This is a genomic window from Bacillus sp. TE8-1 (assembly GCF_008368855.1).
GTDB lineage: Bacteria > Bacillota > Bacilli > Bacillales > Bacillaceae_G > Bacillus_A > Bacillus_A cereus.
Window position 1 is genome coordinate 1 of the sequence record NZ_QPET01000020.1, and the last position, 23259, is coordinate 23259.

Consider the following 23259-nt stretch of genomic DNA (forward strand, 5'->3'; position numbering starts at 1 on the left):
ACAGGCCCTTTCTTTCTATTAACGATTATCAATTGTTTCCGGATATAGATCGTGGTTCATCATGCGGTAATCAGCCATTTGTTCATACTTCGTCCCTGGGCGCCCGTAGTTGCAGTATGGATCAATTGAAATACCACCACGTGGTGTGAATTTCCCCCATACCTCAATATAACGTGGATCCATTAATTTAATTAAATCGTTCATAATAACGTTCATGCAATCTTCATGGAAATCACCGTGATTGCGGAAACTAAATAAATACAACTTTAAAGATTTACTCTCTACCATTTTTTGCTCTGGAATATAGCTAATATAAATTGTTGCAAAATCTGGTTGTCCTGTTTTCGGGCATAAACTTGTAAATTCAGGACAATTGAATTTTACAAAATAATCACGGTTTGGATGATTATTATCAAATACCTCTAATATTTCTGGGCTATATTCAAATAAATATTTTGTATTTTGATTCCCTAGTAATGTTACATCTTTTAAATCTTCATCTAATCTTCCTGTCATTTTAAACATCCCTTCTCGTTATACGCCGCGCTTATTTCCCCATACTAACGCATGAAGCTGAGGCAATACTTTTGCATCATTCATCTCTTTACAATTTACAGCTTTATCAATCAGCCATTCATACTTATCTAATAATTTTTTTATAAGCATCGCATCATCCACTGTTTTTGTATCATCGTTTCCTACTTGTAAGAAAAATGGTACCTTTGGATAACGTTCGTGCATCTTAACTGCATATTCAAAATCATGATCATCGAATACTACTACTTTTAAACTAATATCTTTTCCTGCTAGTTTCTGAATAATAGCATCTAACCTCTGAAAATCTGTTTTCATCGTTGAACTTGGTGGTTTTGGAGAAATTGTTATCTCATCAATTTGAAGTAACCAATCTTGCCATTTACTCCCTTGCGTTTCAATTGCCGTTCGCATTCCATTTTCTTTTAATATAGAAAGAAGAAACTCAATATTTTTCAGTAATGCCGGATTTCCACCTGAAATCGTAACATGAGAAAAATTTTCTCCTCCAATTGCAACAAGCTCATCCCAAATATCTTCTGGTGTCATCTGTCTAATTTGATCTTTAGCTGATCCATCCCACGTAAAAGCAGAATCACACCAAGCACAGCTATAATCACAACCAGCTGTACGGATAAACATTGTCTTTTGCCCTACAACCATTCCTTCACCTTGAATAGTCGGACCGAATATTTCTAAGACAGGGATTTTACTCATCAAGCATCCACTCCCGTCTTACTTCCGCATAACTAGTCGGCGTCTCAAATAGACGAACAAATTCAACGCGAGCTCCTTTATATTCGTTCACTCGATTCTCTTTTGTTAGTGCTTCTTCCATCTTTTCATAAATCCAAACGACCATATTTTCAGCAGTCGTATTCATTGCAGGTAACGTTTCGTTTAAATAACGATGATCTAGATAAATTTCTATTTCATTCTTCCAAATTTCTTTTATATCTCCAAAGTCAATTGCAAGACCTATTTCATTTACATATCCACTAATTCCAAATACAACTTTATATGTGTGACCATGTAAGTTTTTACATTTCCCTTCATAACAGTGTAAATGGTGTGCTGCATCAAATGTAAATTCCTTGCTGACCATTACTCTTTTATTATGGTATTTGAGTTGTTTACGCTGAATATCCTTGTCCATTTTTTGCAAATTCTCTACGATGCGAAATCCAAAAAAGTTATCCATTAGTTGTTCGCTCCTTCGCGTTCTTGTAGGTACGTATCTAATCCTGCTTTACGAAGTTGACATGCTGGACATTCACCGCAACCATCACCAATGATTCCGTTATAACATGTTAATGTTTTTTCTCGAACAAACTCAAATGCTCCAAGTTCATCTGATAATTTCCATGTTTCAGCCTTATCAATCCACATAAGTGGCGTGTGAATGACAAACGGGTAATCCATAGATAAATTTAAAGTAACATTTAACGATTTCACAAACACGTCACGGCAGTCTGGATAACCACTGAAATCAGTTTCACATACACCCGTTACAATATGACGTGCTCCAACTTGTTTTGCTAATACAGCAGCAAATGATAAGAAGAGTAAATTTCGTCCATCTACAAATGTCGATGGCAATTCACCTTCTTCATGTGTAATCTCCATATCCGTTCTCGTTAAAGCATTTGGAGCAAGTTGATTTAATAGACTCATATCTAGTACCGTATGCTTTATTCCTAGTTCTTTTGCAATTTCCGCTGCACAATCAATTTCTAGCTTATGACGTTGATTGTAATTAAACGTTACAGCTTCTACCTCTGCAAACTGCTCTATTGCCCAAAATAAACATGTCGTACTATCTTGTCCTCCACTAAAAACAACAACTGCTTTTTCTTTTTTCATTTCACTCATTCTCCTTCTCTACTATAAATAAGAAGAAAGAACGTTCTTGAACTGTCACAATAAAAAAACAAAACAATACCTAAGGATATTGTTGTTTCCATAGTTTTTTATAGAGGGAGTTCGCGAACCTCTCCCGCGCGGTGCACGGAATTTCTTCTTTCATTGACACAGCTTATTGTAACATATTGTATACTAGCGTAAAAATTTCTGATTTTTCAGCTATTTATTATTTCATTTCTTTCATTTTATAGTATGATTAATTTAATATAAGAAGAGAGGAGGCATCCCACTGAAACCCTTTATTATTTATCTCTTTTTAAATATATTATTCATCCTGATTACAATGCTCGTATATCATTTATTTTGGAATCAAAAAGGGAAACGCTCTCCTAAATTAAATTCAGCTATATTCATTGTACTCTGTTGCCTTGCTACCGTACTCTGTATTACATTTGCAGCAAAAACAAATAATGGTTTTCAATTTGATATGCGCCATATTGTATTAATTGTCGGTACATTAACGGGAGGGCCTATTGCAGGTGGTTCTATCTTAGTTGTATTAAACATATATCGCTTATTATTAGGTGGGATAGGTGTTTTCCCATCTCTTATCGGTTCTGTTCTTCTATTTATTGTTCTATTATTAACATATAAATTTTTCAATCGAACTTCTAATCGTATAAAAATAACACTTGCTATTATCTACAGTCTCACATACGGATTTAGTTGGATACCCTTCTTCCTTTCAAAGGTTACAAATAAGACTGATTATATACCGCATATTATTGTGTATGAATTATGTTCAATGCTTGGTACGATTCTAATTTTATATTTACTACACATATTACAAACTCAAGTTCGTCTCCAAAACGAACTTATAAATGCTGAAAAGTTTCATTTAATTGGTGAAATGGCAGCGTCTATCTCTCATGAAATTCGCAATCCATTAACTTCAACGAAAGGTTTTTTACAACTGTTACAATCAGATACATGCACTGAGCAGGAACGAAAATTATATATCGACATTGCCATTAATGGCATCGAACAAGCAAATCATGTTCTTACAGATTATTTAACCTTTGCTAAACCAAGCATTGAAAAAGAACAAACATTACAGTTAGAAGAAGAATTACTACATGCATTGTCGTTAATTACACCGCTTGCTAATTTAACAAATGTACGTACTCATTATATAAAGCAAAGCACTTCTTTTTTTATCGCTGGAGAAAAGCAAAAACTAAATCAATGTTTATTAAATATTTTAAAAAATTGCATTGAGGCTATGCCAAAAGGCGGTGACCTTTATTTCACATTAGTTCCTGATCATAAGCATATTCAGTTATATATAAAAGATACAGGAGTCGGTATGGATTCAGAACAAGTAAAACGTCTTGGTTCGCCCTTTTATTCAACGAAAGAAAAAGGTACTGGACTTGGAATGATGGTCGTATTCAGTGTTGTTCAAGCTATGAATGGAAAAATTGATATTATAAGTGAAAAAGGAATCGGTACAACCTTTTTATTAACTTTTCCACTCATACAAAAAACGTGATGAAATACTCATCACGTTTTTTCTGTTCCTTCAACTAATTCAGCAAAAGCTTTCACTTTTCCGTGCGGTTGTTGATTTTCTTTACGTGCTTTCCAGGCGCGCTCTTCTTCTCGCTTCTTCTTAGACATGTTTTTTCAACTCCTTCTTTTCTTTCTCCATGTAGTATTCCAAAATAAGAAAGAAAACTATGCACGTATCAAAAAAGAAGTGGTTTCCCACTTCTTCCACTTTAGCGTTGCAAAATTGCATGTTTCGCCTCTTTTAACTGCGTAAGATGTCTTTGTTCATGCAAATCAAGAAATTGAACCCATTGATACAAATTCAGATCATTAAAAACAGGATGCTTTAATCCATTTTCAAATAAATCTTTTTCATCTATAACACTATGAAGCGCGTGTAATAGTTCTTGGCGTGAATGTTCTAGTAATTGAATTCCTTGCTGTTTTTTCATTAAAGTTTCTGTTGGTTGCATTTGCTGAGGAGCTTCTCGTTTATGTGTGCGATCAAGCGTAAGTTGGAGGTCTTTAAATGGAGTCATGTTTCTTTCATTTTTTTGTAAAGCATATACAAGGGCAGACGTGACAGATTGTTCAACTAAATGCAAGTGGTGTAAAATTTGAATAATACTCCATTTATCACGGCGTGGCTTTACATTCACTTCTGTGTCATTTAACATTTCAATTTCTGATAATAGCGTGCTTCGAGTAGCCTGTAATGAGTTTACTAAACTTTCTAAACTTACATCCATATTAGATTGAAGCATACTTGTTCCCCCCTTTTGTTGGTGAAAAGAGGTGCTCCTTATTAGAAACACCCCTTCAGTATTCTGAATTTTCTTTTATTATCTCATCATTTTCCCATTATGTCGATGTTAAACATGTGAAAAAAGCGCATGTTTTTTACAATTTTGTGTCGTCAATCGCATGTAACCATGCTTCAATTTCTGTAATAACACTTTTCACACAGCCTTCAGCAAATGGTGATGTTAAATTTGCAACCTCTACTAATTCTAAGAACGATTTACTTCCACCTTGTTGGCACAGATTCACATAATCTTCCCACGCCTCTTGTCTATTATCTCTTGCACGTTTCCAAAATTGTAGCGCACAAATTTGAGCAAGCGTGTAATCAATATAATAGAACGGTGAGCTATAAATATGCCCTTGACGTTGCCAAAAACCACCGCGCTCTAAATAATCATTCTCCTCATAATCACGATGTGGTAAATATTTCTTCTCTATGTTACGCCATGCTGTCTTACGCTCTTCAGGTGATGCTTCAGGATTTTCATATACATAATGTTGATATTCATCAACAGATACACCATAAGGTAAAAACAGAAGTGCTGAACTTAAGTGAGAGAAGTAATATTTATCTGCATCTTCTTCAAAGAATAGCTTCATCCATGGCCATGTAAAGAATTCCATACTCATAGAGTGGATTTCACACGCCTCATATGTTGGCCAATTATATTCTGGAATTTCAAATTTACGACTTTCATATACTTGGAAGGCATGACCTGCTTCATGTGTTAATACATCAATGTCACCAGATGTTCCATTGAAGTTTGAGAAAATAAATGGCGCTTTATAATTCTCAATATATGTACAATATCCGCCACCAGCTTTTCCTTTTTTCGCAACTAAATCTAATAAATCATTATCTAGCATGAAATTGAAAAATTCATCTGTTTCAGCCGATAACTCTTTATACATTGTCTTTCCATGATCAACAATCCAATCCGCATCTCCTTTTGGAGTTGGGTTACCTGTAGCAAACTCAAAGTTTTCGTCGTAATAAGCTAACTTCTCTACACCGATACGTGCTTGTTGTCGCTTTCTTAATTCCGTTGTAACGGGAACGATATAATCTAGCACTTGCTGACGGTAATTAGCCACCATCTCCGCATTATAATCTGTACGGTACATTCTTGCATATCCAAGTTCAACAAAGTTTTTGAAACCTAAAGATTTTGCGATTTTCGTTCTCACTTTAACAAGCTCATCATAAATACGATCTAGTTCTTCCTCATTTCCAGCTAAAAATCCGTAGTATGCTTCACTTGCTGCTTTACGTTCGCTTCTTTCTTTTCCTTGCATAAACGGAATCAGTTGCGATAACGTTCTTTCTTCTCCAGCAAAGTCAATTTTTGCAGATGCTAATAACTGTGTATATTGCGATGATAATTTATTTTCTAATTGTAAATCTTTCACGACTTCATCTGAATATGTTTTTAAATCACATTCTGCTAGAGCAAATAATTGTTTTCCATAATACGCCTCTAATTCTTCACGAAATGGAGAATTAATGAGTGCCTTATAATATTTTGTACCATATCCTTGTACAACTGGAGAGAATTCATCAAAGAAATTCTGCTCCTCCTTATAAAAAGTATCCGTCGTATCAACAGAATGGCGAATGTAACAAAGGTTTCCCATTGTACCAAAATCGTTGCGAATCTCATTAATTGAATGAATGACTTGTTTTTGTTCTTCTACAGTTTTTGCGTTATCAAACTTCTCTAAAGCAACAGTAAATTTCTCTTTTAACTCTTCAATATTTGGGCGTTTATATTCATAGTCTTTAAATGACATGAACGAGCCTCCTCTCCATTACATACCTTTATTATAATTCAATACGTATTCTTGAATTCCCTCTTAATTTTCAACAAATTTCGGCAGTGACTGCCCTGAGTTCATTACAAATAAAAAAGCCTTGGATTTATTTATCCAAAGCTCCTTTGGAACATATTATTTTTCATACTTCCCAATTTTTTTTAATAAATCAAGTAATTCATCTTTTTCATCTTTCGTTAACATTTCAAAAGACTGATGTATAACTTTCTCATGCCCCGGAAAAATAGAAGCAATAAAGTTCTCGCCAGACTCAGTTAATTGCGCGTAAATAACACGTCTGTCATTCGGACATGGAATTCTCTTTACTAATCCCTTTTTCTCCAGCTTATCTACAACATATGTAATGCTGCCACTAGCTATTAAAATACGCTCACCAATTTGCTGAAGTGGTTGACCGCCTTTATGATATAGCAGTTCTAATACAGCAAATTCAGTTGGATTTAATCCGTTACTTTGTATAGATTTATTTGTAGTATCCATAACAGAACGATGTACACGAGATAATGCAATAAATACTTTTAAAGATTGAGAAATATCTTCTCGTTCATTATTTGATGTCATACAACTTTCAACCCTTCACTTAAATTCTCAGCAATAAAAAGAAAATGCCACTTCATACTTCATGTGAATTCCGAATGAGCATTCACTCATCCATTTCCTCTCCCCTAATATATTAAGAATCATTCTTGAATAAAAACATGACAATTTTAACATAGTTTATATATAATGATAATAAAAAAAGAAGGAGTACCACATTTGAAAGTCAAATTCCAAAGCATAATTGTATATATATTGCTTGTTATCCTACCGACAATAGGGATTGGTGCTACATTTTATTCGTATCATACATATAAAATGAAACAGGAAAACAAATTATCTGCTCATACAGTTCTCTTTTTATATAGAGATTATTTGGATCATCATCTTGGTGAAGCAATTTCTGCTTTAGACATGCTTGCAAAAGTTGTAGGCACCGAGACTGGTAATATAAATGGCATTAAACAAATTGTACATGATACAGATGGAAACGATGCACGCTTTTCTGGTCTATATTACGCTACACCAGAAGGAGTCATTACAATCGCATCTGAAGATGAATCAAAGCCTATAGATGTTTCAGACCGTAAATATATTCAAGACGCGCTCCAAACTAAAAAAACCACTGTATCATCAGTCATTACTGATCGCGTTCTTGGACATAAAGCTATTATAATTGCTGCCCCCATATTTAATAAACAGAAGGAGCTCTCAGGATTATTATTAGCTAGTTTACGCTTTGATTACATTTCATCTTCTTTAAATGCCATTAAACCACAATACCATTTTGAGGTAACTGATAAACATGATGTAGTTTTTCTAACCGATGATAATAACGACACAAGTGATACGCATTCTAATATGCTTACTACCCCACTCCAAAGATTAAATTGGAAGGTCTCTGTTTCTCCATTACCTATTCATCAAAAAACCTTATACCAGTGGGTTACAATAGAGTGTATAGCTACTTTATTTTTAATGTCTATTTTATTTTTACTTGCTCAATATATTTTGTTAAAACGGCAAACAAAACTTGAAAGACAACAAAATGAACTACAGAAAATTGAATTAGTTGGAACTTTTGCAGCGAGTACAGCACACGAAATCCGTAATCCTCTTACTGGAATTAAAGGGCTCGTCGCTCTATTAAAAGAGAAATATAAAGATGAGCAAGATCAGTTCTACTTTTCCGTAATTGAACAAGAAATAGAGCGAATCAATGAAATTGTAAGTGAATTTCTTATTCTCGGAAAGCCAACCGCCATCATCGAACAAACGTATGATGTAAGAACAATTCTAAATGAGGTAGCATTAATTATTCAATCTGAGGCGAATTTACATAACATTGTATTCCATTTACATTTGCCAGACCATCCTGTTCATATCCGTTGTTCGAAAGACCATATGAAACAAGTGGTTTTAAACATTACAAAAAATGCAATTGAGGCCATGACTTCTAGTGATACACTAACCATTGTAGTAAAAAACAATGAAACACACGCACAATTGCAGATTATAGATACTGGAAAAGGGATTCCGCAACATATTCAAAAACACCTCTTTCATCCGTTCTTTACTAATAAAGATACTGGAACAGGTCTTGGACTTGTCATATGTAAACGAATTGTAGAGATGTATAATGGGCATATTTTTATTGACAGTACAGAAAACGAAGGAACAACAGTTCATATCGAAATTCCGTTACACATGGTATAATTATCCTTATCCTATAAGGGTAATTATACTTATTTCATAAAACCAGCCACAAGCATTCGCCAAAAATTATTTGATTTTCCTTCATACCCGATTTGGAAAATAGGTATTTTTATAATTGAAAACCATTTCGGTGTTTGTTTTTCTTTATAACATTGATATTGTAAAATAAGCTTGTCCAATTCTTGACTAACTTGAATTGTCTCCCTACTATTTAGCCCACTTGTTAATCCTAGTTGAATCATTTCTTCACGTTTCATATGAATATCACGTGAAAGCTTTTCTAATGTGTACTTCCTTTTTACAGTAAACATCCATATCCCCCTTATTATACTTCCATGCTCTTAACTTCACTTCTCCATTGACTTTTTTAACTACTTAATCATATGCAAATTTGAAGAATCAGAAAATTTAACATTTTCTCCCTGTAATTTACAAATCTTTACCCTCACTTTGAGAATTATTACAAATTATTCTATCTTTGTAAATACATTCGCAATAATAGACATTTTTTTCATCTTGTTTTTTTATAAATTCTACGTAAACCGGGGATTCTTAATTTTCCATCTACTTTTCTTCGACATTTTTTGTTTAATTTATATAAAAAAGCAAAACATAATGATGATTGATAAAGTGAAACTTTAATCAGTGTTTTTTGTTCAGCCCCCACTGATTATTAGCATTCACCAATCGGGCGTTTATAGGCAGTGGGTCTCCCACCTATCCAGCCCAATGTTGAGGTGGGAGTCTTACTCCCCACAAATAGCGGGATAACAATAGAAAGGAAATATTTATATGCGAAAATATACGATTGCATTATTCATCATTGTTTTGTTTTTACCGTCCTTCTTATTTCCTATTCAAGCAAATGCTCATACGAATAAAGTTGCTATTGTCATTGATGATTTCAGAAATAATATGAAGGGGACTAATCAAATGTTATCACTTCCCATTCCACTCACTGTTGCTGTTATGCCTTTTCTTCCTTCCACAAAAGAAGATGCAATAGCTGCCCATAAGAAAGGCCATGAAGTTATTATACATATGCCAATGGAACCTATAAAAGGTAAAAAAGAATGGCTTGGGCCGAAAGCAATTACAACTGATTTAAGCGATGAAGAAATAAACAACCGACTTGAACAAGCGATTCAAGAAGTACCGCATGCAATTGGAATGAACAATCATATGGGGTCAAAAGTAACAGCGGATGAAAGAATTGTTCGCCTTATACTTGCTGCTTGTAAAAAACACGGTTTATTTTACTTAGATAGTAAAACGAATCCTAATAGTGTCGTCCCAAAAATCGGAAAAGAATTAGGAGTTCCTATTATTGAAAACCAACTATTTTTTGATGATGTGTATACAGCAGGACATATTTCAAAACAAGCCCAATTACTCATCAAAAAAATTCAAGAAAAACCTATTATGGTAGCTATCGGGCATGTGGGCCCTCCAGGTGAAATTACATCACGCGTTATTGAAACTTCTATCCCTAAAATTCGTGAGCATGCAGACTTTATTTTCTTATCTGATCTAGCATTATCCCCGCCTCCTGTTTCAAAATAAAGTTCATTACTCACATATAATCAGCCCTAACCAATTGGGCTTTTATGGGCAATCCGTCCCCCCACTTAACTTCTTTACTTGCGCTGAATTTTGAGGCTCGGATTTTACTGCCCACAAATGGCGGGACAAAAAAGTACCTATCTATATATAACAGATAGGTACTTTTTTTAACTTAAATATAATCTACATGACTCACTCTGAATCCTTTTTTCTCTATTTTTCCGATTAATTGCTTTAATCTTGTTTCATCTAACTCATCTGATATATTTACAATAACGCGGCGGATATATTGATCACCGTTATCTAACGTAAATAGGCCACCGATATTATATGCTTTTAACAATGTCCCAAGCTCTTTAATCGTTCCCTTACAATCTTGTGTTGCAATTGTTAATATATAACCACCTGTTCGCATACCAAATGAATCTTCAATAACATCAAATATATTCGAATGCGTTAACATCCCGACAAATTCATTATAATCATTTAGCACGGCTAAAAACGGAAGCCGACGAATTACATAAAAAGCTCTGAAGAATGAATCCTTTTCAAAAATAAATGCATTGGAATCATCAAGCATATCCCCTGCACTTACATGCTCTAATCCGCTATTGCATTTTTTTTCTAATAAATCTACTTTATAAATAATCCCCGTGAATTTCTTCTCATCTTCTGCTAATACCGGGATGGCTCGAAATCCCGTTTCGTTCATCATTTGTAGTGCCTCTTCACCAGAATCATTTATCTTGCAAAATGTTACTTGCTGCTTTGGCAGAAAATGATATTTAACTCGCAAAATATGTTCCTCCTTACATGTCAACATGTAATCTATATATAATAAGGAGACCTATATTTTATGAGTGAAATTATTTTTAAAACGCTTTCATTTATTTATTAACTTGTATCCATATCACATCCATTTTTATATAACAGAGCTCCTTGCACCCTTAATCATTAATAACTTTACATGATAGTTCATTAAATATTCTATACCCTCTAGCCATTTTTTCGCTTCTTCTGGCGTTTTTCCCCACACAATCATGCCGTAATTATGAACAAGAACTACTCCTCCACCTTCAATGAAATTCGGAACATTGCTTTCTAATAAATCAGCGAATTTTTTTTCATCTTCTACAATTGGAATTGTCATTTCTGTTATACCTTCTTTTCCGAAAACACGCTCCACACTGCGTTTATCGAACGTTACTTCTCCTTCTTCCCCATATAACTCTGATATTAAATGACTATCTACAGTCTGCACTTGTAAAATACATCCTGCACTACTTTTTTTATAAATATCCGCATGCATAAATGACTCTGCAGCTGGTTTTTCTTCATTTTCAAATACTGACTCGCACATGCAATTTACGACAATAAAATCTTCTTCCGAAAATAGCCCTTTATCTCTTCCCTCAACATTTACTAAAAATGTTAACGGCTCTTTTGACGTACATAGCGATAAGCTAATTTTGGTACCATAAAACCAATCACGAAGTGCCAATTCAGATTTCACATCTTTTAATTCATTCCATTTCTTCAGAAAAAATAACATTTCGTCACCCCCGGCATAATATTCATATAAGGTTCGAATCCTTTCTATGTAAAAGGAATATTTTTTGATTATTCTAAAAATTTAATTGAATTATCACATGAGAACGCTTTTTTGTCAATATAGTTTCGTGGTTCTTCTTTAAAATAGGCTATTCATATGTCTATACTCCTATCTATTTCCTATTTCATTTTGCACATAAAAAATACGCTATTCTTTAATTAAAGAATAGCGTATTTTCCTCATTTTTTATTCCGCATTAACGGGCAGCCCGATTGGTGAGGGCTACTAATCAGTGGGAATGAACAAAACCCCCACTGAATAAAGTTTCACTTTATTTCTTTATTGCATTATACAAAAACTGTGCGTATTGTTCACGTGTTACGAAATTATCTCCTAAAAAATTCCCTTCCCCGTCGCCTTTTGATATTTTATTATCCACTAAAGCTTTCACATATCCTTTCGCCCAATGGCCATTTGGTACATCTTTAAAATTCTCTGCACTATTTTCATTTTCTTTTAACTGAAATACTCTTTGTAGTACTACTGACATTTCATATCGAGTTAATACTCCATCCGGACGGAACATACCATTTCCATAGCCTGTCATAATTCCAGCTTGAACCACTGCATCAATAGCCGTTTCATACATATTTCCTTTCGTATCTGTAAATGCCGTTTTTTGTTCTAGATTATTTTCTAATTTTAAATATCTTTGTATTAGAAGTGCTACTTGTCCACGAGTAATGTTATCACCAAATCCAAATTCACCATTTCCATAGCCTATAAATAATTTTTCTTTCGCTAAGTAATTAATTGCTTCTTCTGACCAATGTCCCTTTGGTACATCTTTAAATTCTACCACTTCTGTTTTCTCATCTTCTTTAGATGTATTACCGTCTTTACTTTCTACTACATTTTGAATAACAGATCCTGTAAAGAAGATTCCTGTATCCGCGAATGGATCTTTCACACCAAATTCATATACTTTCTCACCTGGTGTACTCCATTTCACTACACCATTACTATACGTACCATTATCGCTCTTCAGACGGATTTTCGTAGAAATCTCACCATCTTTTTCATATATAGGTACTTTTACTTCTTTATTTACTTCTGTTTCCTCTAAAAATACTTTTTGATTTTGGACATTAATATAAGCCGTCTTACTTAGTTCTATAACTGGTCGGACATCACGGATTTCATTTGCAACAAAACTTAGAAATACTAATTTTTTTAAATTACTAACTGGTGATAAGTCTGAAATATAATTCGCTTCTAAATCAAGCTTTTGTAAGTTTACTAAACTTGATAATGGAGTAATATCTTTTAACTCGTTGTTGGGTAAGTTTAAAATTTTCAACTGTGTCATCTTACTTAGAGGAGTAACATCTGTTATTTCATTTTTCCCTATCCATAGCTCTTGTAATTGATTCAATTGATCAATGCCTGATAAATCTTTCACTTTATTACGTGTTAATACTAAATCTTTTAACGGTAACGTATAAAGCGGTTTAATATCTTCAATTTGATTACCTGCTAAAGTTAAGTATGTTACATTTTTCAAATTGCTTAATGGAGCAACGTTCGTAATTTTATTATTTGCTAAATTCAAGTAATCTAGTTGTTCCATTTTCGCTAATGCTGTTACATCTTCTATTTGGTTGCCTGATAGAAATAAACTTTTTACATTTTTCATTTCAGTTAGTGGTGCAACGTTTGTAATTTTATTATTACTTAAATCAAGGGATTCTAAATTATCCATCTTAACAAGTGGCGTTACATCTGCAAATTCATTACCACGCAAAGCTAAATGATTTAATTGCTTTAAGTTCGCAAAGAACGACGGATCCTTTATCTTCGCATTCGCAACTGTTAAAGATTTTAAATTTGGCATATATTTTAATGCACTATAATCAAGTATCTCATTTGTATTTAAAAACAAATCCTTTACTTGTAATAAATCTTCTTTCGTAATTGGTGTATTTAAATCTTTTCTATTAAATACTTTTTTATTAACAAGCTCTCTTAATTTGTTATCTGTTATCATATTTTGATTATCAACTGGATTATCCGTTTCCGTATTTCCTGAATTAGAGTTATCATCTGGTTTCTCTGTTTCTTTGTTACCTACAGTTGGATCTTTAATTTCAAATTGAACTTGATATTTGTGATCATATCCAATAGCTGGAATAAGTATATGCATTTGCATATTGTGCTTCTTCTCAAACTCGCCAATTTCAAATTGAACTACCTTCGTTCCATTCTTCCTCTTATCTTCTGACAAAACCTTCACATCATGAAATACACCAGGCTGGTTTTTATCTTCTATTCTAAGATATTGAAAATAATCGCTATCTTGCATTGTTACAGTGACAATTTTTTTGCCAGCTGCAATCGTTACTTTAGGATCTTTTATATATTGAGAAACCATAGATGGCTCATCTTTTTGGTCCTTATATATTTTAATCTCAGTATCATACGTGCGATCACTCGCTGCTGCTACCGATTGATTTGCTTCAACTTTTAATGCCGCTAATGCTGGAGTAGAGTACGTAGCAAATGGAATCGCTAATGTTGTCGCTACTACTAGCGCCTTCATATAATTTTTTTTCAAAATAATATCCCCTATCATATATAATTTTCACAATTGATAACATTTATCAATTAATCACAAATAAATGATAATGAATATCATTATCATTGTCAATGAGAATATTACATTAAATTTATATTTTTAAAGGTACAAAATAAAAAAGCCCTTTATTCAAAGGGCTTTTTTACCTATCGTATGAAGAATTTCACTTTTTTCCTTCTCATTGATGACACCTATTTTTTGCAAAATATTCGCGTACAATACAAGTTTATTATATATTCGTTCTGACATGTTCTCCCTTCTTTCCTTCGACCAACTTTTTTTGTATTGGTAAATTATATGAAAGAGGTGAGAAAATGTGTCCACTTTTTGCATAACTGCAAATCTTTTATTTTACGATTTACAGATAATAAAACTCCCTCCTAAAAATTAGGTGGGAGTTTATGTGCTTTCACTGTATTTAACAAACTGTCCACTGAATATTATGCTTCATAAGTTCTTCTTCAAAGCTATATGGCATTTTTTTATCACAAATTACGTGTTGAATACGCGAAATTGCTGCTATACGATAATTCCCTTTCACGCCTACCTTCGTATGATCACATAAAATATATGTTTTCTCAGCTAATTTCATCATCGCCTCTGACAATTTCGCTTTCTCTAATTCAAAGCTGGAAACTCCAAAACTAGGTAATAACCCATCAATCGAAACAAACGCTTTATGAAAATGGAATTGCTGTATGACTTGCTGAGAAATAGACCCTGATACACGCGAATGCTTTGGAGATACTTTTCCACCTATAAATAAAACTTCACCATGAAACATCTTTTTATTAATAGAAGAAATTAATTGTGTTGCGACTGGAAATGAACTTGTTACAATTGTTAAGTTCTTACGATGAACAAGGTATGGAACCATCTGAAGCGGTGTACTTCCATCATCAATTGCAATGACATCACCATCTTCTACAAATGTCGCTGCTTTATAACCAATTCTTTTCTTCTCTTCTATATGTAGCATTTCTCTTTCTAACATTGGTGCCTCTACTCCAGCGCCTGGAAGTTGAACAGCTCCACCATACACTTTTTTCAGCTTCTTTTCACGATCTAATTCTTCTAAATATCGACGAATCGTTTCTGTTGATACAGCAAATTCTCTCGCTAATTCTGAGACCTTTACTTTCCCTTTAAATTCTACCTTTTCAAGAATGGTTCGCTTTCTTTCTTCTCCTACTACAGACATAGCTTCACCTCATTTATATCTCCCTTATAAACTTCCTTACTTATACAAAGTTATAATTTTCTTTATAAGTAGAAACTTCTTCATGAATATGAATACCGCGCTTTGCTAGCTCATCAAAAATCAATTGTGGATTTTCAAAGGCTTCTTCAGGCGTAACAACACCCACCCTATTTACATTTCCATTTGCAATTAACTCTGTAGCAACCCCAAATGGAATACCGACGTTTCTCGTATACGCTCTTAATTTTTCCCATCCTACAACAGAACCATCAGATAACGGATGTGTATGATATAACACATGTCTTTGCTTCTCATTATTTTTCATACCTATTACTTCTACATGAAGTGCATAACCATAAAGCTCTGTTTCTTGACCTTCTTTCGATTGCAATAAATACTGCGAAATACAATCCATAATTCCTATTTCTTTCCCGTTTATTTCAATCTGATCATTACGCAATATGCCGTAATCATATAAAGCACGTACAAGTTGCATATTTTGCTTTGGCCAAGTTCCTCTCGTCTCTATCAGTTTGACACCTTTATTTTCTAGTGCCTTTGCTAACGTAATCGTTTCAGAATGCGGAATGATATACTGTGTTGCCTTACCATAAGGCGCTGGCAATTCTATTTCTCTCGGACGCGCAAACGGAAGTACTTGCTTAAATTCACCATCTTCATACACTATACGCGATGATAAATGTGGATCATATTCATATGTCGTTGTCTCTGTAATTGAAGCAGAAAAAGCAATCGGACGATACGAACCGTGACTTACACGGACGGACTCTACAGTATCCAGTTGATTTGCTGCATGCATTGCCATCATTTGCGTTACACCTGGCGTCATGCCAAATCCAGGTAAACATGTTTTTTCATTTTGAACAAATATAGCATGCGATTCATTTTCTTCACCAAATCCATTTAAGTTCACACCGTGACAGCCTGCTTCTGCAATACAGCGAGTCGACAATCCGTTTAGCTTTATCGTCGTACCGTCCATTACAATGTCATAACCTTTCATTTTTGCAACCGTATCCTCGTGATTCGTTACATCTACTTTTACAAAATCAACACGAGGATCGTTGAGCCATTCTACTACTTTACGGCCCTCTTCCTCGTTAAAATCGGCTACAGTAATCGTCTCAAAAGATGAAAATTGAACTAAATCCAAAATAGCTTCACGACAAATTTTACCTGCTCCACCTAAGCAAAATACTTTCACCCAATAACAGCTCCTTTAGCAATACAATCAACTAAGCGATTAATATCTTCTTCATGTACATCACCGATATTTCCAATGCGGAACGTATCTACTTTCGAAATTTTCCCAGGGTAAATAACAAATCCATAACGCTTTAATTCATTATATAACTGTTGAAACTCAAACCCCTCTTTTGGATAAATGAAAGATGTAATAATAGGAGATTGATATTTCTTATCTACTAGTGGCTTAAATCCGATTTCTCCCATTCTATTCACTAGTAGTTTTTGATTGTTGTAATATCGATTGTAACGCGCTCTTACTCCACCTTCTTTTTCTAGCTCAAGTAGCGCTTGATAAAAAGCATGTACAACATGTGTAGGTGAAGTAAAACGCCATTTCCCATTTTGTTTTTCCATCGTTTCCCACTGATCATATAAATCAAGAGATAAAGAGAGTCCTTGCCCTTTACACTTCAATAATTCATCACGTTTTGCGATTACAAATCCGAATCCAGGAACCCCTTGAATACACTTATTTGCACTACTAATTAAAAAATCAATTTGTAAATCAGCAATGTCTATTTCAATCCCGCCGAAACTACTCATCGCATCAACAATTGTAACCTTTCCATACTGTTGTCCTAATTTACATACATCTACAATTGGATTTATAATTCCTGTCGTTGTTTCACAATGAACAACTGCAATATGCGTAATCTCTTTATCTTCTTGCAATAACTTTTCTACTTCTACAATATTAGTAGGTTCCCACTCTTCTGTTTGACTGATCACTACATCAATCTGTAACATCTCTGCCATTTGCACAATTCGCTTACCGTACGCACCATTTGTACAAACTAGAAGCTTCCCATTTGCCGGAATAACAGAACCAATTACTGCTTCAACTGAAAACGTACCGCTTCCTTGCATTAACACTGTTGTATATTTCTCTTCTTCCTTCGTCGCTAACGATACAAGTTTAGCTCTTACTTCTTGCACCATCGTATTATATTCATCATCCCACGTACACCAATCGTATAGCATAACTTCTTTTACTGATTTTGTTGTCGTTAATGGTCCTGGTGTTAATAATAAGTAGTGATTTTCATTCATGATCCCGTGCCCCTTTTATGAAATAATAAGTTCTTGTTTCTCGATATGTTCCATTACGTTTTCGAGCTCCTGCATCGTTTCAATCGTAAAATGAGCCCCATTTTCAACAAACCGATTACGAACTATTTCTATTTTTTCACGAAGCTCTACCGAATCCATACTCTCCACTTCCTCTTCCGTTAAACCAAGCTCACTACTTCCAAGAATTACACCAACTGTCCACATTCCAGCATTTCTACCTTCTTTCATATCTGATACTGTGTCCCCTACTTTTATCATATGGTTCATCGGATACACACCAAGTTCCATTGCATTTTTATAGCACATCCATGGATATGGACGGCCTGCTGGAACATCATCTGGCGTAACAAGAAAATCAGGTTTATATCCTTGTAACGCTGCTTCCTTTGCTACAATTTCCATCATTTCTCTCGTATAGCCCGTTGTTGAACCGATTTTAATGCCTCTCTCACGTAAAGAAGCGATTACTTCTTTTACCCCATCAATCGGCGTAGCATAACTTGGTAAAATAGAAAAGAGAATTTCTTCAAACTCTTCATACATCTCATGAATGTCTGCTTCTGTTGGTAATTGACCGAAGACACGCTTCCACTCATCCGCAATACGAGGCATTTCTGTTAGTGCCCTTACATGATCTATTTTTAATAATCCCATTGGCTTACGTGCTTCTTCTGCTGTAATTTCAACGCCGCGTTTTTGAAAAATCTTCATGAATACTTCTAGCGGTGCAAAACATCCGTAATCAACCGTCGTACCTGCCCAATCAAAAATAACTGCTTCAATTTTCATTCTGTCCATCACCCTTCTTACTTATCTTTTTTGCCATTGTGAAGTTCGGTTACGAAGTGCTTTCGTTCCCCATTCATATACAACTCTCACTACAATATTTGTAACAACAATAAGTACACTCATTGCAGCTGCTGGCGCTACATTTCCTGCATCATCCATATTTACGATTGATACGGCAGCTAGTTTAAAATCAGCTGCATATAGGAATACAACTGCCGATACAGTTACCATTGAATTTACGAAGTAGTACATTACCATTTCTAAAATTGCTGGTAAACACATTGGTACTGTTACTCGGAAGAATGTTTTATAAAACGGAATACCCATCGACTGCGAAACAAGCTCAAACTCTCGGTCTAATTTCTTTAAGGCAGTCGTTGCCGTGACAAATGTTACAGAATAAAAATGAATGATATTTACTAGTACTAATACAGCGATTGTTCCGTATAAAGAATGAAACGGATTCGTTACTGATAGTCCAAGAATTTGAATCGTTGGTTGACTAAAGAAAAAGACATATCCTAATCCGAGTACTAAACCTGGTATCGCTAACGGCACTATAGAGAAAAAGTAACCTGTTTTTCTGAAAAATTGTAGCTGGTCTATTTTCTCAATTGCATATGCGAATGCAAATGTTAAAATCGCCCCAATAACTGCTGTAACTGCTGAAACAATTACGCTATTTTTAAATGCTTCAAGTCCATCTCCTGTTAAACTTGAAAAATTAAAATGCTCAAATGTAAAACTCATATTATATGGCCATACTTTCACACTTGCAGCAATACCAACTGCAACAAATAATAGAATGATCATAAGGGTAATCACACTACAATATATGAATGAAATTACATCTCTTTTCTTATTAGCTATTTTTCTGTACGGTACTGCTTTTGAAGATAAGAAATTCGCCTGCTTTCTTTGCGTAATACGATCAACTACAAATGCGAATATAGCTGGGATTAATAAAATCATTCCGACAGTTGCACCCATCGGCATATTTTGCTGTCCAATTACTTGTTTGTATACGTCAGTAGCAAGCACATTATATTGCCCACCAACAATTTTTGGTGCCCCAAAATCAGTAAAACTAAGTGTAAACACAACAAACATTGCACTAATTAATCCGTACTTTACACTAGGTAAAGTAACCGTGAAAAATTGCTTTGTTTTACTGGCTCCTAACATATTAGAAGCTTCATATAAACGATAATCAGATCCTTGAAAGGCAATTAGCAATATGAGAAAGGCTTGCGGAAATGTATACATAACTTCAGCTATTACAATTCCTACTGGTCCATATAAAGGGATTTGTATACCTTCAAATAAACCAAACATTCCTTTCGTTACTAGCCCTTGATTACCAAATAAATATGTAAGTGCTATACCGTGCATCATCGTTGGTGCAAACAATGGTAATAACGCTACATACTGAAATACGCGCTTTCCAAAAACATTCGTACGGGCAATTGCATATGCGTAAACGAATGCGATTGCAACTGAAATAATTGTTGTTGCGCCCGAAATCCATACTGTATTTTGTAAAGACTGAACTAAAGTTGGTGTTGTGAAATATTTACTGAAATTCGATAAACCAACGAAAACTCCATCTTTATTATAAAAAGCTTGTGTAAATAGTTGTAATAGCGGTAATACAAGTATGATAAGGAAAGAAAAAATCATACCGATAATTACGAGCCTTTGGATCCATTCCTCTTTCCCTATACTTCTCTTAATCTTTTTTTTCGTACTTTCTACCTTATAGTTTTCTAACATCTCCATCTATACAATGACCTTCTTTCCATATGACAACATATGATTTTCTGAGAAAGAGATTTGAATCGGCTTTCCTTTTCTAATAGCCGTTGCTTCTACTTCTGATGCTAATATATCCACTACAATTTTCTCATTATAAAGGTGTGTGTTTTCTTCTAAGACTCGCACTTCCGTCCGATATACAGATCCGCGAAATTCCATACTTTCCACAACTGATTTAATACCGTCCTTTTGTACAATTGTTACATGTTCAGGACGAATTGCATGTTCTTCGTTATTTTTCGAAAAGAAATTAATAGAACCAATAAAATCTGCCACAAACGGATTGGCTGGTCTTTGATAAATCTCCTCTGGTGTTCCAATCTGCATAATTTCCGCATGATTCATTACAACAATTTTATCAGCCATCGTTAATGCCTCTTCTTGATCATGCGTTACCATAATCGTCGTTACTCCTATTTTCTCTTGCAAATCACGCATTTCCCTACGTAATTTTTCACGCACTTTTGCATCTAAAGCTGATAACGGCTCATCGAGTAACAAAATATCTGGAGACAGAGCGAGCGCACGTGCAAGTGCTACTCGCTGCTGTTGTCCACCAGACATTTGAGCAGGATATTTATCTTTTACATTCAGCAAATCTACAAGTTTTAACGCATCTAGCGCTTTCTCTTTCACTTCTGCTTTCCCATATTTTTTTGTCTTTAAGCCGTATTCAATATTTTCAAGTGCTGTTAAATTCGGAAATAAAGCATACGATTGGAAAACCATTCCGAAGTTTCTCTTTCCAGGAGGCAATGCTGTAATATCTTTTCCATTCACAGCTATACTGCCAGTCGTTGGTTCCTCTAGTCCCGCTAAAATGCGAAGCAACGTCGTTTTCCCACAGCCACTTGGGCCTAATAAACAAACAAACTCATTTTTTTTCACAGTAAAAGAAATATCTTTTAACGCTGTAAATGCATCAAACTGTTTTTGAATGTGTTGAATTGATAAATATTCGCTCATTTTTCTCTCTCCCACTCACTTACTTTTTCGGTTCTGCTTTTTGGCCAAACTCTTTTTCCCATTTTTCTAAAATTTTGTCACGATTTTCTGCTGCCCATTTAAAGTCATTCTTTTTATATAATTTTTCCGTAACATCTTTCGGGAATCCCTCTGGAAGTTTATAGTCATTTTTAATTGTCGCAAATCCATTTTTCTCAAAGTATAACTTCATTACATCATCAGTAATTGCCCAATCTAAAAATGCTTGCGCTAATTTATCATTTTTCGCATTATCTTTCTTAATAAGTGCGTTCGCTTCTACTTCCCATCCTAATCCTTCTTTCGGCAGTACAACTTCAACTGGTGCACCTTTTTGTTTCTCTTTTAAAGCACTATAAACCATTGATACACCGACTGGATATTCACCTGCTCCTGCTAATTTTGCTGGTTTTGAACCTGAATGCGTATAACTTGCCATATTATCATGAAGTTTCTTCATGTAATCCCAGCCTTTATCTTCACCCATAATTTGTAGCCATGCAGAAACTGTTAAAAATCCTGTTCCAGATGATGCTGGATGTGGCATAACAAGTGTTCCTTTATACTCTGGTTTCGTTAAATCTTCATATGATTCTGGCATCGGTAAATTTTTCTTCTTTAACTCTTCTTTATTTACAGCAATCCCCGTCATAAATGCAGTATTTCCTACCCATTTTTCAGGTTGCTTATCATCTTTAAATTGTGGAAGAACACGATCTGCTCCTTTTGGAGAGTATCCTTTTAACATATCTTTTTTATCTAAAGCTAATAGACTTGATGCCGCAGTTCCCCATACAACATCTGCTTGTGTATTTTTCCCTTCAGCTAGTAATTTCGCAGTAATAACTCCTGTTGAATCACGTACAATGTTCAATTTCACATCAGGATATTTCTTTTTAAAGGAATCAAGATAAATTGGTACAAGCTCTTCTTCAATGGCTGTGTAAACAGTTAATGATCCAGATAATTTGTCATCTTTCACTTTCGCTCCAGCACTTTCTTCTTTCTTTGCACCACACCCCATTAATAACGAAAATACCATTCCAGTCGCTACAGCTTTAAAGATTGTTTTTTTCACTGTTTCTCTCTCCTTTTACAAATCTTATGTACAACTCAAATATAAACAACTAGTGTAAAAGCAGTATTAAACCAACATTAATCTTTTGTTTGTTGTTTGTTTTTGTGTAATACGTTGCTACTTCTATGTTTTTTCGCATTTTTCTGCTAATAGAAAACACTAAATTTACAAATAATTAAAAAAACCTTTATAATCCCACAAAAAAATGAGGCGTTTGTAAAAAACGCCTCATTTTTGTTTCCCTTTTTTTGAATTACGATTAGCATACTTTGCGCTATTTTCTCCTTCATACTCTAATGCAAATTCTGCATCTGGTAAGCTTTCTTTCGGAGTTTTATTATTATTGATTGCCGCATTTTGTTTCACTTTTCTTTTTACCAATACATTCACCTGCTCTCAAGAAATCACTTTCTACTCTATTTTGAAACAACTTAAAATAATTATTACTGGCAAGTGTTAACAAG

General features: G+C 34.4%; 23 protein-coding genes and 1 riboswitch. Of the genes, 3 read left to right on the forward strand and 20 right to left on the reverse strand.

Translation table 11 applies throughout. The features are described from left to right. Positions 1–18 precede the first annotated feature (18 nt). Genes queF through queC form a run of 4 tightly spaced genes read right to left on the reverse strand, consistent with a single transcriptional unit; the run spans position 19 to position 2397 of the window. Positions 19–516, reverse strand: a complete 498-nt coding sequence (gene queF / locus DN404_RS18710; RefSeq protein ID WP_001986050.1) for a preQ(1) synthase — start codon at positions 514–516, stop codon at positions 19–21. Between the two features lie 18 nt (positions 517–534). After that, the gene (queE, locus tag DN404_RS18715; RefSeq protein WP_000036294.1) at positions 535–1251 is read right to left on the reverse strand and encodes a 7-carboxy-7-deazaguanine synthase QueE; all 717 of its coding nucleotides are present in this window, start codon (positions 1249–1251) and stop codon (positions 535–537) included. After that, the gene (queD, locus tag DN404_RS18720) at positions 1244–1735 is read right to left on the reverse strand and encodes a 6-carboxytetrahydropterin synthase QueD (protein ID WP_149215326.1); all 492 of its coding nucleotides are present in this window, start codon (positions 1733–1735) and stop codon (positions 1244–1246) included. Before queD ends, queE begins: the two co-directional genes overlap by 8 nt. Next, a complete protein-coding gene (gene queC, locus DN404_RS18725) occupies positions 1735–2397 on the reverse strand; it encodes a 7-cyano-7-deazaguanine synthase QueC (protein WP_000711595.1) in 663 nt (220 codons plus the stop codon). Before queC ends, queD begins: the two co-directional genes overlap by 1 nt. 93 nt (positions 2398–2490) lie before the next feature. Then, positions 2491–2534: riboswitch (PreQ1 riboswitch) on the reverse strand. A gap of 206 nt (positions 2535–2740) precedes the next feature. On the opposite strand from queC, the gene kinB reads away from it, so the two are divergent. Next, entirely contained in the window at positions 2741–3949 is a 1209-nt protein-coding gene (gene kinB, locus DN404_RS18730; RefSeq protein WP_000964151.1) for a sporulation sensor histidine kinase KinB, read from the forward strand. An 11-nt stretch (positions 3950–3960) separates the two neighbouring features. Here the strand turns inward: kinB and DN404_RS31005 are convergent, their stop codons facing one another. The 4 genes from DN404_RS31005 to DN404_RS18745 form a co-directional block, all read right to left on the reverse strand. Continuing rightward, positions 3961–4077 (reverse strand): DUF6254 family protein, encoded by a 117-nt coding sequence (locus tag DN404_RS31005; protein ID WP_000038355.1) that lies wholly within the window; start codon positions 4075–4077, stop codon positions 3961–3963. 101 nt (positions 4078–4178) lie between these two features. Then, positions 4179–4712 carry a DinB family protein gene (locus DN404_RS18735; RefSeq protein WP_000941961.1) on the reverse strand — a complete coding sequence of 178 codons (534 nt, stop codon included), beginning with the start codon at positions 4710–4712 and terminating at the stop codon, positions 4179–4181. Positions 4713–4848: 136 nt separating this feature from the next. After that, positions 4849–6543 carry a M3 family oligoendopeptidase gene (locus DN404_RS18740; protein ID WP_149215327.1) on the reverse strand — a complete coding sequence of 565 codons (1695 nt, stop codon included), beginning with the start codon at positions 6541–6543 and terminating at the stop codon, positions 4849–4851. Positions 6544–6699: 156 nt separating this feature from the next. Next, positions 6700–7146 carry a MarR family winged helix-turn-helix transcriptional regulator gene (locus DN404_RS18745; RefSeq protein ID WP_000203336.1) on the reverse strand — a complete coding sequence of 149 codons (447 nt, stop codon included), beginning with the start codon at positions 7144–7146 and terminating at the stop codon, positions 6700–6702. Positions 7147–7341: 195 nt separating this feature from the next. On the opposite strand from DN404_RS18745, the gene DN404_RS18750 reads away from it, so the two are divergent. Then, a complete protein-coding gene (locus DN404_RS18750) occupies positions 7342–8838 on the forward strand; it encodes a DUF3149 domain-containing protein (RefSeq protein ID WP_149215328.1) in 1497 nt (498 codons plus the stop codon). A 29-nt stretch (positions 8839–8867) separates the two neighbouring features. Here DN404_RS18750 and DN404_RS18755 read toward each other — a convergent pair whose 3' ends face one another. Beyond that, the gene (locus DN404_RS18755) at positions 8868–9149 is read right to left on the reverse strand and encodes an aspartyl-phosphate phosphatase Spo0E family protein (protein ID WP_000495536.1); all 282 of its coding nucleotides are present in this window, start codon (positions 9147–9149) and stop codon (positions 8868–8870) included. A gap of 481 nt (positions 9150–9630) precedes the next feature. On the opposite strand from DN404_RS18755, the gene DN404_RS18760 reads away from it, so the two are divergent. After that, on the forward strand, positions 9631–10401 hold the full coding sequence (locus DN404_RS18760) for a divergent polysaccharide deacetylase family protein (RefSeq protein WP_149215329.1): 771 nt from the start codon (positions 9631–9633) through the stop codon (positions 10399–10401). 172 nt (positions 10402–10573) lie between these two features. On the opposite strand, the gene cbpA is transcribed toward DN404_RS18760, so the two are convergent. From cbpA to DN404_RS30600, 11 genes are all read right to left on the reverse strand, one after another. Beyond that, entirely contained in the window at positions 10574–11197 is a 624-nt protein-coding gene (gene cbpA, locus DN404_RS18765) for a cyclic di-AMP binding protein CbpA (RefSeq protein WP_001264208.1), read from the reverse strand. A 126-nt stretch (positions 11198–11323) separates the two neighbouring features. Continuing rightward, on the reverse strand, positions 11324–11953 hold the full coding sequence (locus DN404_RS18770) for a class II aldolase/adducin family protein (RefSeq protein ID WP_000896006.1): 630 nt from the start codon (positions 11951–11953) through the stop codon (positions 11324–11326). Between the two features lie 331 nt (positions 11954–12284). Beyond that, positions 12285–14585: an NEAT domain-containing leucine-rich repeat protein gene (locus DN404_RS18775; RefSeq protein WP_002195301.1), complete on the reverse strand. Its 2301-nt coding sequence runs from the start codon at positions 14583–14585 to the stop codon at positions 12285–12287. Between the two features lie 421 nt (positions 14586–15006). After that, positions 15007–15789, reverse strand: coding sequence for a DeoR/GlpR family DNA-binding transcription regulator (locus DN404_RS18780; protein ID WP_000117668.1), 783 nt, complete (start codon positions 15787–15789; stop codon positions 15007–15009). A 40-nt stretch (positions 15790–15829) separates the two neighbouring features. Continuing rightward, positions 15830–17014 carry a saccharopine dehydrogenase family protein gene (locus DN404_RS18785; RefSeq protein ID WP_000862165.1) on the reverse strand — a complete coding sequence of 395 codons (1185 nt, stop codon included), beginning with the start codon at positions 17012–17014 and terminating at the stop codon, positions 15830–15832. Further along, complete coding sequence (phnW, locus tag DN404_RS18790) at positions 17011–18108, reverse strand: 2-aminoethylphosphonate--pyruvate transaminase (protein WP_149215330.1); 1098 nt, start codon at positions 18106–18108, stop codon at positions 17011–17013. The genes DN404_RS18785 and phnW overlap by 4 nt, the downstream gene beginning before the upstream one ends. Positions 18109–18123: 15 nt before the next feature. Continuing rightward, entirely contained in the window at positions 18124–18918 is a 795-nt protein-coding gene (phnX, locus tag DN404_RS18795; RefSeq protein ID WP_000687400.1) for a phosphonoacetaldehyde hydrolase, read from the reverse strand. Between the two features lie 21 nt (positions 18919–18939). Further along, on the reverse strand, positions 18940–20697 hold the full coding sequence (locus DN404_RS18800; protein ID WP_149215331.1) for a putative 2-aminoethylphosphonate ABC transporter permease subunit: 1758 nt from the start codon (positions 20695–20697) through the stop codon (positions 18940–18942). Continuing rightward, positions 20698–21699, reverse strand: a complete 1002-nt coding sequence (locus DN404_RS18805; protein ID WP_000006189.1) for a putative 2-aminoethylphosphonate ABC transporter ATP-binding protein — start codon at positions 21697–21699, stop codon at positions 20698–20700. It lies immediately after the preceding gene. 19 nt (positions 21700–21718) lie between these two features. Further along, complete coding sequence (locus tag DN404_RS18810) at positions 21719–22795, reverse strand: putative 2-aminoethylphosphonate ABC transporter substrate-binding protein (protein ID WP_000750893.1); 1077 nt, start codon at positions 22793–22795, stop codon at positions 21719–21721. A gap of 228 nt (positions 22796–23023) precedes the next feature. Further along, on the reverse strand, positions 23024–23176 hold the full coding sequence (locus tag DN404_RS30600) for a hypothetical protein (RefSeq protein WP_000240799.1): 153 nt from the start codon (positions 23174–23176) through the stop codon (positions 23024–23026). Between the last annotated feature and the right edge of the window lie 83 nt (positions 23177–23259).

What these genes read in the sequence shown, in the direction of transcription:
- queC (WP_000711595.1), bottom strand. Translation starts at nt 2,397, where the DNA reads ATGAAAAAAGAAAAAGCAGTTGTTGTTTTTAGTGGAGGACAAGATAGT.
- DN404_RS18800 (WP_149215331.1), bottom strand. Translation starts at nt 20,697, where the DNA reads ATGGAGATGTTAGAAAACTATAAGGTAGAAAGTACGAAAAAAAAGATT.
- phnW (WP_149215330.1), bottom strand. Translation starts at nt 18,108, where the DNA reads ATGAATGAAAATCACTACTTATTATTAACACCAGGACCATTAACGACA.
- DN404_RS18760 (WP_149215329.1), top strand. Translation starts at nt 9,631, where the DNA reads ATGCGAAAATATACGATTGCATTATTCATCATTGTTTTGTTTTTACCG.
- DN404_RS18780 (WP_000117668.1), bottom strand. Translation starts at nt 15,789, where the DNA reads ATGTCTGTAGTAGGAGAAGAAAGAAAGCGAACCATTCTTGAAAAGGTA.
- DN404_RS18735 (WP_000941961.1), bottom strand. Translation starts at nt 4,712, where the DNA reads ATGCTTCAATCTAATATGGATGTAAGTTTAGAAAGTTTAGTAAACTCA.
- queF (WP_001986050.1), bottom strand. Translation starts at nt 516, where the DNA reads ATGACAGGAAGATTAGATGAAGATTTAAAAGATGTAACATTACTAGGG.
- kinB (WP_000964151.1), top strand. Translation starts at nt 2,741, where the DNA reads ATGCTCGTATATCATTTATTTTGGAATCAAAAAGGGAAACGCTCTCCT.
- DN404_RS18745 (WP_000203336.1), bottom strand. Translation starts at nt 7,146, where the DNA reads ATGACATCAAATAATGAACGAGAAGATATTTCTCAATCTTTAAAAGTA.
- queD (WP_149215326.1), bottom strand. Translation starts at nt 1,735, where the DNA reads ATGGATAACTTTTTTGGATTTCGCATCGTAGAGAATTTGCAAAAAATG.
- queE (WP_000036294.1), bottom strand. Translation starts at nt 1,251, where the DNA reads ATGAGTAAAATCCCTGTCTTAGAAATATTCGGTCCGACTATTCAAGGT.
- DN404_RS31005 (WP_000038355.1), bottom strand. Translation starts at nt 4,077, where the DNA reads ATGTCTAAGAAGAAGCGAGAAGAAGAGCGCGCCTGGAAAGCACGTAAA.
- DN404_RS18770 (WP_000896006.1), bottom strand. Translation starts at nt 11,953, where the DNA reads ATGTTATTTTTTCTGAAGAAATGGAATGAATTAAAAGATGTGAAATCT.
- DN404_RS18775 (WP_002195301.1), bottom strand. Translation starts at nt 14,585, where the DNA reads ATGATAGGGGATATTATTTTGAAAAAAAATTATATGAAGGCGCTAGTA.
- DN404_RS18740 (WP_149215327.1), bottom strand. Translation starts at nt 6,543, where the DNA reads ATGTCATTTAAAGACTATGAATATAAACGCCCAAATATTGAAGAGTTA.
- DN404_RS18755 (WP_000495536.1), bottom strand. Translation starts at nt 9,149, where the DNA reads ATGTTTACTGTAAAAAGGAAGTACACATTAGAAAAGCTTTCACGTGAT.
- phnX (WP_000687400.1), bottom strand. Translation starts at nt 18,918, where the DNA reads ATGAAAATTGAAGCAGTTATTTTTGATTGGGCAGGTACGACGGTTGAT.
- DN404_RS18805 (WP_000006189.1), bottom strand. Translation starts at nt 21,699, where the DNA reads ATGAGCGAATATTTATCAATTCAACACATTCAAAAACAGTTTGATGCA.